This is a genomic window from Alcanivorax sp. HI0083 (genome assembly GCF_001635175.1).
This window is the reverse complement of record NZ_LWFX01001029.1, coordinates 1-7,786: the sequence shown is the minus strand read 5'-3', so window position 1 is coordinate 7,786 and position 7,786 is coordinate 1. Positions and strand designations below refer to the sequence as shown.

General features: G+C 55.5%; 6 protein-coding genes and 3 tRNA genes. All 9 read left to right on the top strand.

Going from position 1 to position 7,786, the window contains the following annotated elements; all coding sequences use genetic code 11:
* Positions 1-631, top strand: a 631-nt coding sequence (locus tag A3754_RS13060; RefSeq protein WP_231880619.1) for a helix-hairpin-helix domain-containing protein, incomplete at its 5' end; no start/stop codon positions are given.
* A gap of 93 nt (positions 632-724) precedes the next feature.
* Positions 725-1,330, top strand: a complete 606-nt coding sequence (gene pgsA, locus A3754_RS13055) for a CDP-diacylglycerol--glycerol-3-phosphate 3-phosphatidyltransferase (protein WP_082904783.1) — start codon at positions 725-727, stop codon at positions 1,328-1,330.
* Between the two features lie 95 nt (positions 1,331-1,425).
* Positions 1,426-1,501, top strand: a tRNA-Gly gene (locus A3754_RS13050).
* A 54-nt stretch (positions 1,502-1,555) separates the two neighbouring features.
* Positions 1,556-1,629, top strand: a tRNA-Cys gene (locus A3754_RS13045).
* 132 nt (positions 1,630-1,761) lie between these two features.
* Positions 1,762-1,848: transfer RNA gene (locus A3754_RS13040), tRNA-Leu, on the top strand.
* A 295-nt stretch (positions 1,849-2,143) separates the two neighbouring features.
* On the top strand, positions 2,144-5,833 hold the full coding sequence (locus A3754_RS13035) for a response regulator (protein ID WP_231880618.1): 3,690 nt from the start codon (positions 2,144-2,146) through the stop codon (positions 5,831-5,833).
* 60 nt (positions 5,834-5,893) lie between these two features.
* Complete coding sequence (locus tag A3754_RS13030) at positions 5,894-6,757, top strand: protein-glutamate O-methyltransferase CheR (protein ID WP_063520039.1); 864 nt, start codon at positions 5,894-5,896, stop codon at positions 6,755-6,757.
* A gap of 13 nt (positions 6,758-6,770) precedes the next feature.
* Positions 6,771-7,253, top strand: a complete 483-nt coding sequence (locus A3754_RS13025) for a two-component system response regulator (RefSeq protein WP_063520038.1) — start codon at positions 6,771-6,773, stop codon at positions 7,251-7,253.
* Positions 7,254-7,285: 32 nt separating this feature from the next.
* Positions 7,286-7,786 (top strand): chemotaxis protein CheB (locus A3754_RS13020; RefSeq protein WP_063520037.1); only part of this gene is annotated, 501 nt, incomplete at its 3' end.

Below are 7,786 nucleotides of genomic sequence, written 5' to 3'. Positions count from 1 at the left end.
CGATATTAGCCATACACAAGGCGAGAAAGCCGTGGCGTCCTGCGTGGTGTTTGACCAGCAAGGGGCACGCAAGCAGGAGTATCGCCACTTTAATGTGAACCCGGCGGCTGGCGGGGATGATTACGAAGCCCTGGAAGAAGCGATTCGGCGCCGCTATCAGCGCGTGCTGAAAGAGCAGGGCCGGTTGCCGGATCTTCTGCTTATCGACGGCGGCAAGGGGCAAATGCAGCGAGGCTGGAAGGTTATTCAGGAGCTGGAGCTGGAAACCCGGGTGCGGGTAATGGGGATTGGCAAGGGCCCCAGTCGACGGCCTGGATTCGAAGCGCTTTATCTACCCTGTGGGAAGGAAATGATCCCTGGCCCGGCGGATTCCGCACTGCATCTTTTGCAGCAGGTCCGCGATGAAGCGCACCGGTTTGCCCTGACCGGACACCGTGCCCGCCGTGGCAAGGCACGCAAGCAGTCCACGCTGGATGAAATTCCCGGTATCGGGCCCAAGCGGCGCAAGGCATTGCTGACCCACTTTGGCGGCCTGAAGCAGATGCGCAATGCATCCGCCAGCGAGCTGGCCCGGGTGCCGGGAATCAATGCCCAGATGGCGCAGACACTGTACGACTGGTTTCATCAATAGCATGTTCAGTTTTTGATCTAAAAATCGGAAATGAGTCATAGCCGGCTTTCCGCTATACTGGTGGCTTATTTTCATGGCCGGTAGTTCCTCCCTATGCAGAAAGTGCACCCCATCCTGAATTTGCCGAATATCCTCACCCTGATTCGGGTGCTGGCAATTCCCGTGCTGGTGCTGGTTTTCTACCTGCCATTTCACTGGAGTGATGTTTGCGCGGCGTTGCTGTTCCTGGCGGCGGGCGTCACCGATTGGCTGGATGGCTATCTGGCTCGCAAGCTTAATCAGACCAGTCCCTTTGGTGCCTTTCTGGATCCGGTGGCAGACAAGCTGATTGTGGGCGTGGCGCTGGTGATGCTGGTGCAGATTCACGCCACCGCCTGGCTGGCAGTGCCGGCCATGGTGATCGTATCCCGGGAAATTACGGTTTCGGCACTGCGCGAATGGATGGCTGAACTTGGGCAGCGGGCAAAAGTGGCGGTGAGCCAGCTGGGCAAAATCAAGACAGTGACCCAGATGACAGCCATTACCTTGCTGCTGGCGCAAAAACCAGACTTTACTGCGGATGGTGACATCATCATGAATCCGTGGTTGTGGCTCAGTTATGGGTTGCTGTACCTGGCCACGGCATTCACCCTGTGGTCCATGGGCTCGTATCTTCGTGCTGCGGCGCCGCAATTGCTCAAAAGTCAGTCAAAGTCCTGAAAAGTCAGAAAAAACACCCGATGCCGGGTTGACACCCGAGGGGTGATGAGTAGAATTCTTTCCCGCAACGAAGCGTGTCTTCGCTGCGGAAAAAAGCGGGAATAGCTCAGCTGGTAGAGCACAACCTTGCCAAGGTTGGGGTCGCGAGTTCGAATCTCGTTTCCCGCTCCAAGATTCTGAAAGCCTCGGTTATGCCGAGGTTTTTTCTTGGTGAAACAGTTAAATGGCGCGGTGGCAGAGTGGTCATGCAGCGGACTGCAACTCCGTTAACGCCGGTTCGATTCCGACCCGCGCCTCCAATTACCGACCCACACGGGCGATGAAGTGACAGGCACAGCTTGAGTCGTCATTTCAACAGAAAGATAAATAGAAACAGTCGCTTAACCTGTCCCTGTTTTTATTTCACGCTTAACGCGCACGATGATCTTCCTGCGGGTATGGTGAAATTGGTAGACACAACAGACTTAAAATCTGTCGACCATTAGGTCATGCCGGTTCAAGTCCGGCTACCCGCACCAACTTCTCTTGCTCCTCTTCTCTTATTCCATCGCGCCGGCATTTCAGCCTGTTGACCCATTGTGCTCGTCTGCCGGGTGGCTAGTTTAAGGCACCGCCCGGCATCAGCTTTGCGCGCTTGCAAGTGCATTTTATTGCGCTTTCTTTGTCGGTTTGGCCTGTTTTATCCCTGAAAAATCAGCTTTCTAGCCTGCGCTATTCATGTGATTTATTGCCGCTTTCTGTCAGTTTCTGGTAGCCTCACACTTTAGTCTTAGCCCTGCAAAGGGGCCTGGATAACAACAAGCCGGAAAAGGCATGAGGGCTATCTCAATGAACTGGTTCCAGAACCTGTCCGTGCGGCTGAAGATCTTGTCTGTAGCCGGGCTGGGGATTGTGCTGTTTGTGGTCTACGCGGCCTACAGCTTCTACATCGCCGAAACCAATATCGATCATCTCAAGCGGATTGAAAGCCAGGACTTCCCGGTTCTTGAGTTGATCAATGCGAATAATGTGGATTTTATCGCTATTAGCGAATCCTACATCGCGGCCATAACCCAGGCGGACCCGGACCTGTTGGAAGAAGCTCAGTCCAGGGCGGCGGCCTTCGAGCAGCGGCTGGGTGACATTCGACGCACCGATCCAACGCTTTCCGCTGGTGTGGAAGAATTGCGACGCAATTTTACCGCCTATATCGACGAAGCGACGGCGCTGGCCCGCAGCCTGATTACCAATAACGGTTCGTCGGATGATCTTTACCAGCGTATAGGGCATGTCAGAGCCCTGCAGGATACCTACGAAGGTAACCAGAAAGCGTTTGAGCAACAGCGTTACGAAGCGTTTCGTGACACCCTGAACAAGAGCCGTTCAGATAATCTGGGTACCCAGAAAATCGGGCTCTTTCTCGGGTTGGTGGCGTTCACCTTGTTGGCACTCATCGCCTTGCGCGTGACCCGGGCCATTACCCTGCCGCTGGAAGGCGCGGTTGATGCGGCAGACAACATTGCCAATGGCAAGTGGGATACCCGTATCGAGAAAGGCGGCCGGGATGAAACCGGCCACTTGCTACACGCTATCCGTAAAATGCGCGATGCTTTGGTGGCGCGCCATACCGAAGATCGTCGCCAGGAAACGGTGAAGAACCATCTGGCTGAGCTGAATAACCGCATGCGCGGGGAGATGGGATTCGAACAGCTTGGCAATAACATGCTGAGTTTCCTGGTGCCGGTGGTTGAGGCGCAGGTGGGTGCATTTTACAGCTATGATCCGGACACGCAGTTGCTCACCCTGAGCAGTTCCTACGCCATGCAGCGGCGTAAACATCTGGCCAATGAATTTCGTCTGGGGGAGTCCCTGGTGGGGCAGTGCGCACTGGAGCGCAAGAGCATTCTGCTGGAGCAGGTGCCGGATGATTACATCAGCATTGCGTCCGGCACCGGTACCGGCCAGCCGCGCAATGTGATGGTGATGCCTATTGTCCACGAGGACGAAGTGAAAGGCGTGCTCGAAATCGGCGCGTTCCGGGACTTCAGTAATGATGACCTGGCCTTTATGGAGCAGTGCGTGGCCGTCATTTCCGTGTCCTTGCACAGTGCGCAAAGCCGTTTTCGTCTCGCGCTCATGCTGGAGCAGACACAGTCCCAGGCTGATGCTCTGGAGCGGCAAAAAACGGAAATGGCCCAGGCCAATGAAGACCTGGAAGAGCAGGCCATGGAACTGTCTGCCTCCGAATCTCGCCTGCAGCAGCAGCAGGAAGAGCTGAAAGCCATCAACGAAGAGTTGGAATCACAAACCCAGGCGTTGCGGGCATCTGAAGAAAGCCTGCAGGCCCAGCAGGAAGAGCTGCGCGTTACCAATGAAGAGCTTGAAGCGCAGGCGCGGATGCTGACGGAGCAGAAATCAGAAATGGCGCAGAAGAATGACGAGCTTGAGCTGCTGCGCCATGAACTGGAAGACAAGATTCGCGAGCTGGAGATGTCTTCCCGTTATAAATCCGAATTCCTGTCGACCATGAGCCACGAGCTGCGCACACCGCTCAACTCGATTCTGATCCTGTCCAATGCCCTGGGGCAGAATAAACGCGGCAACCTGGAGGAAAAGCAGGTAGAGCACGCCCAGGTTATCCATTCTGCGGGCTCGGACCTGCTTAGCCTGATCAATGACATCCTCGATATTTCCAAGATCGAGGAAGGCAAGATGGATGTCATCATTGACGACCTGTCGCCACCGGAAATCGTGGAGCACTTCCGCCGGAATTTCGCCCACGTTGCCGAGAGCCGCAATCTGGATTTCAAGGTCGAGCTTGGTGATACGTTGCCTGAGCACTTCTACACAGACCGTCAGCGTCTTGAGCAAATCATCAAGAATTTGCTTTCCAATGCACTGAAATTCACCGAGCAAGGATCGGTAACGCTGAGTATCACGCAACCGGATGCTTCCGAAGCGTTGCCTTCGCGCCACCTGGTACCGGGGCAGACGCTGAAGTTTGCGGTGATCGATACCGGCACCGGAATTGCGGATGAAAAACAGAAGTTGATTTTCGAGGCCTTCCAGCAAGCCGATGGCACCACCAGCCGTAAATATGGCGGCACTGGCCTGGGCCTGACCATTTCCCGTGAGCTGGCGCGTTTGTTGGGCGGGGAAATCGGCCTGCATAGCGACGGTGAAGGGCAGGGCGCTACCTTTATGCTCTATTTGCCCGTTGGCAGCGCCGATGCGCTTGAAATCAATAATGCCGCAGCCGGTCATGCCGACGAAGACATCGGCAGCAACGCGGAAGCCCATACCGCGTCGATGACACCGCTGGATACCAATGGCGACGATTTCGTGGTCCGGGAAAAAACCGTGCTGATTGTCGAAGACGACAAAGAGTTTGCCCGGGTTCTGGTCGAGCTGGCATCGGACTACGGCCTGGAAGGCCATATCTGTCACGACGGTGAGGATGGGCTGGAATATGCCAGCCATTACCGGCCCAGCGCGATTATTCTGGACATTGGCCTGCCGGGTATCGATGGCTGGGAAGTCATGGAAAAGCTCAAGGCGGACCCGCGCACCAAGGACATCCCGGTGCACTTCCTGTCCGGGCGTGATGAGCGCAAGAAGGCGCTGGAACTGGGGGCGCTGGATTTCATGACCAAGCCAGCCAATCAGGACGACATTCTCTCTGCTTTCGCCAAAATTGAAGGCGCTATCGAAACCAATGTGCGCCGCCTTCTGGTGGTGGAAGACAGTGAAATCCAGCACGAAAGTATCCGTGAGCTGTTCGACCAGAAAGGGGTTGAAATCACCGCTGCAACTAGCGGCCAGCAAGCACTGGATGCCCTGCAGAATACCGTGTTCGACTGCATGATTCTGGATTTGACACTACCGGACATGAGCGGTTTCGAGCTGCTGGAAAAGCTCCATGCCAGTGACGACTACGACAGTGTTCCCGTGGTGGTTTATACCGGCAAGGACATGACCCGCGAAGAAGAGGCGAAACTGCGCAAGTATGCGGACCGTATCATTCTCAAGACGGAACGCTCCCACGAGCGACTGCTCAACGAAGCGTCCCTGTTCCTGCACTGGCTGGAATCCACCTTGCCGGCCAATCGCCGCCCGACTGCGGAATCCATCGAGCATCGCGATGACATTTTCGAAGGCAAGCAATTGCTGCTGGTGGATGACGACATGCGTAATATCTACGCGCTGTCGGCGCAGCTGGAAGAGTTGGGTTTTGCCATCAGTATCGCCAATAATGGCCGCGAGGCGCTGGAATCGCTGGATGAAAATCCCTCCATCGACATTGTGTTAATGGATATCATGATGCCGGAAATGGATGGCTATGAAGCCATGGGGCGGATTCGTGAACAGGCTCGTTTCAGCAAGCTGCCGATGTTGGCGTTGACGGCCAAGGCCATGAAGGATGACCGCGCCAAATGCATTGAAGCCGGGGCCAATGATTACTGCTCCAAGCCCATTGATATGGCGAAGCTTACCTCGTTGCTACGGGTCTGGCTGCACAAGTAGTGGGTGCAAAACATGTCCGCAGTCACTTTATGAAGACAGGAACCGTGGCGGAATAGCGTTATGGCTGAAACATACCCGATCGACGATGACGAAGTTAGTGTCGAGGACATCGAAATTCGCCTGTTACTGGAGGCGATTTACCAGATGTACGGCTACGACTTCCGGTCCTATAGCCGCGCTTCCATGCGTCGGCGGATCATGCATCGCCTGACCATGTCAGGCTTTGCGTCGATCATGGAAATGACCGACAAGGTTCTGCGCGACCGGCCCTTCTTCGTCACGCTGCTTAACGACCTGACCGTGAACGTGACAGAGATGTACCGGGACCCGGATTTTTACCGCGCCTTCCGTGAAGACGTGGTGCCGGTTCTCAAGACCTTTCCTTTTATCAAGATCTGGCACGCAGGTTGTTCAACCGGCGAAGAGATCTATTCCATGGCGATATTGCTGGAGGAGGAAGGGCTCTACGACCGGGCCATGATTTACGCCACGGATATCGACAAGAATGTGTTGGCGTCGGCCAAAAAGGGCATTTACTCCATTGAAGCGGTCAAACAGTATGGTGACAACTACCGGCGTGCCGGTGGCAAGCATTCCCTGTCTGACTATTTCACTGCGCGTTATGACAGCGTAATCATGGAGCAGCGGCTGAAACGCAATATCGTTTTTGCCGATCATGATCTGGCAACGGATCAGGTTTTTGGTGAAATGCACGTTATCCTGTGCCGAAATGTCTTGATCTACTTTGACAGGCCTCTGCAGGAGAGGGTGATCAGGCTGTTTAGTGAGAGCCTGGATATGGGCGGCTACCTGTGCCTGGGAACCAAGGAAAGCCTGCGGTTCAGCGGCCAGGAAGACACGTTCGATGTTATCAACAAGCCGTTGCGCATTTTTCGCAAACGGCAGTTTCCACACCACGCATGACTAGAGACAACCGATGATTGAGCAGAAACTGCTATTGGTGGATGATCAGCCGGCCAACCTGGTGTCGCTTGAGGCAGTCCTCGAAGGGGAGGGGCGAACCCTCCTGAAAGCGCACTCCGGGCAGGAGGCGCTGAAAATTCTGCTTAAGGAAGATATTTCCCTGGTGCTGCTGGACGTGCAGATGCCGGGCATGGACGGTTTTGAAGTGGCCGAGCTGATGCGCCAGCGCAAGGACACCCAGACTATCCCCATTATCTTCGTGACGGCGATTAGCAAGGAAAAGAAGTACGTTTTTAAAGGGTATCAGGCCGGGGCCGTGGATTATCTGTTCAAGCCCCTGGATCCGTTGATCCTCAAGAGCAAGGTGGATTTTTTTCTGGGGCTGGACAAGCAGCGCCGTGAACTGCAAGCCAAACTCAAAGAAGCCCAGGCACATCGGGCCGCCTATGAAGCAGGCAAGACCCGGGGTGAGGAGGGCAGCGGCCACTCATCGTGAGCACTTGCAAGGGAGCAGTCAGGGCAATCGTGATGGGCGCGTCTTGGGGTGGGCTGAATGCCTATACGCGCATCCTGTCCGCGCTTCCTGAGGATTTTCCGTTGCCGATCATGTTGGTCCAGCACCAGCATGCCAGTGCGGACAACCGCATGCCATGGCTGTTGGCCCGCTACTGTGCATTGCCAGTGATCTCCCCGGAAGACAAGGAGCCCATCCTCGGCGGGCATGTCTATGTGGCGCCGCCGGGCTACCATATGTTGGTGGAAGAGGATCAGACACTGGCTTTCTCTACGGGAAGGCCTGTACTCTTTTCCCGGCCGGCCATAGACGAACTGTTTTACTCTGCCGGCGCGGTTTATGGCCGCCACTTGTTGGGCGTGATCCTCACGGGGGCCAATGAAGACGGCGCCGCAGGCATGGAATATATACACCGTAGAGGCGGAGTCACCATCGCCCAGTCACCGGTGAGCTCGGAAGCACCCACAATGCCGGAAGCGGCAATAACAACAGGTGCGATTTCCAGGGTACTCGAT

What these genes read in the sequence shown, in the direction of transcription:
- A3754_RS13025 (WP_063520038.1), top strand. Translation starts at nt 6,771, where the DNA reads ATGATTGAGCAGAAACTGCTATTGGTGGATGATCAGCCGGCCAACCTG.
- pgsA (WP_082904783.1), top strand. Translation starts at nt 725, where the DNA reads ATGCAGAAAGTGCACCCCATCCTGAATTTGCCGAATATCCTCACCCTG.
- A3754_RS13035 (WP_231880618.1), top strand. Translation starts at nt 2,144, where the DNA reads ATGAGGGCTATCTCAATGAACTGGTTCCAGAACCTGTCCGTGCGGCTG.
- A3754_RS13030 (WP_063520039.1), top strand. Translation starts at nt 5,894, where the DNA reads ATGGCTGAAACATACCCGATCGACGATGACGAAGTTAGTGTCGAGGAC.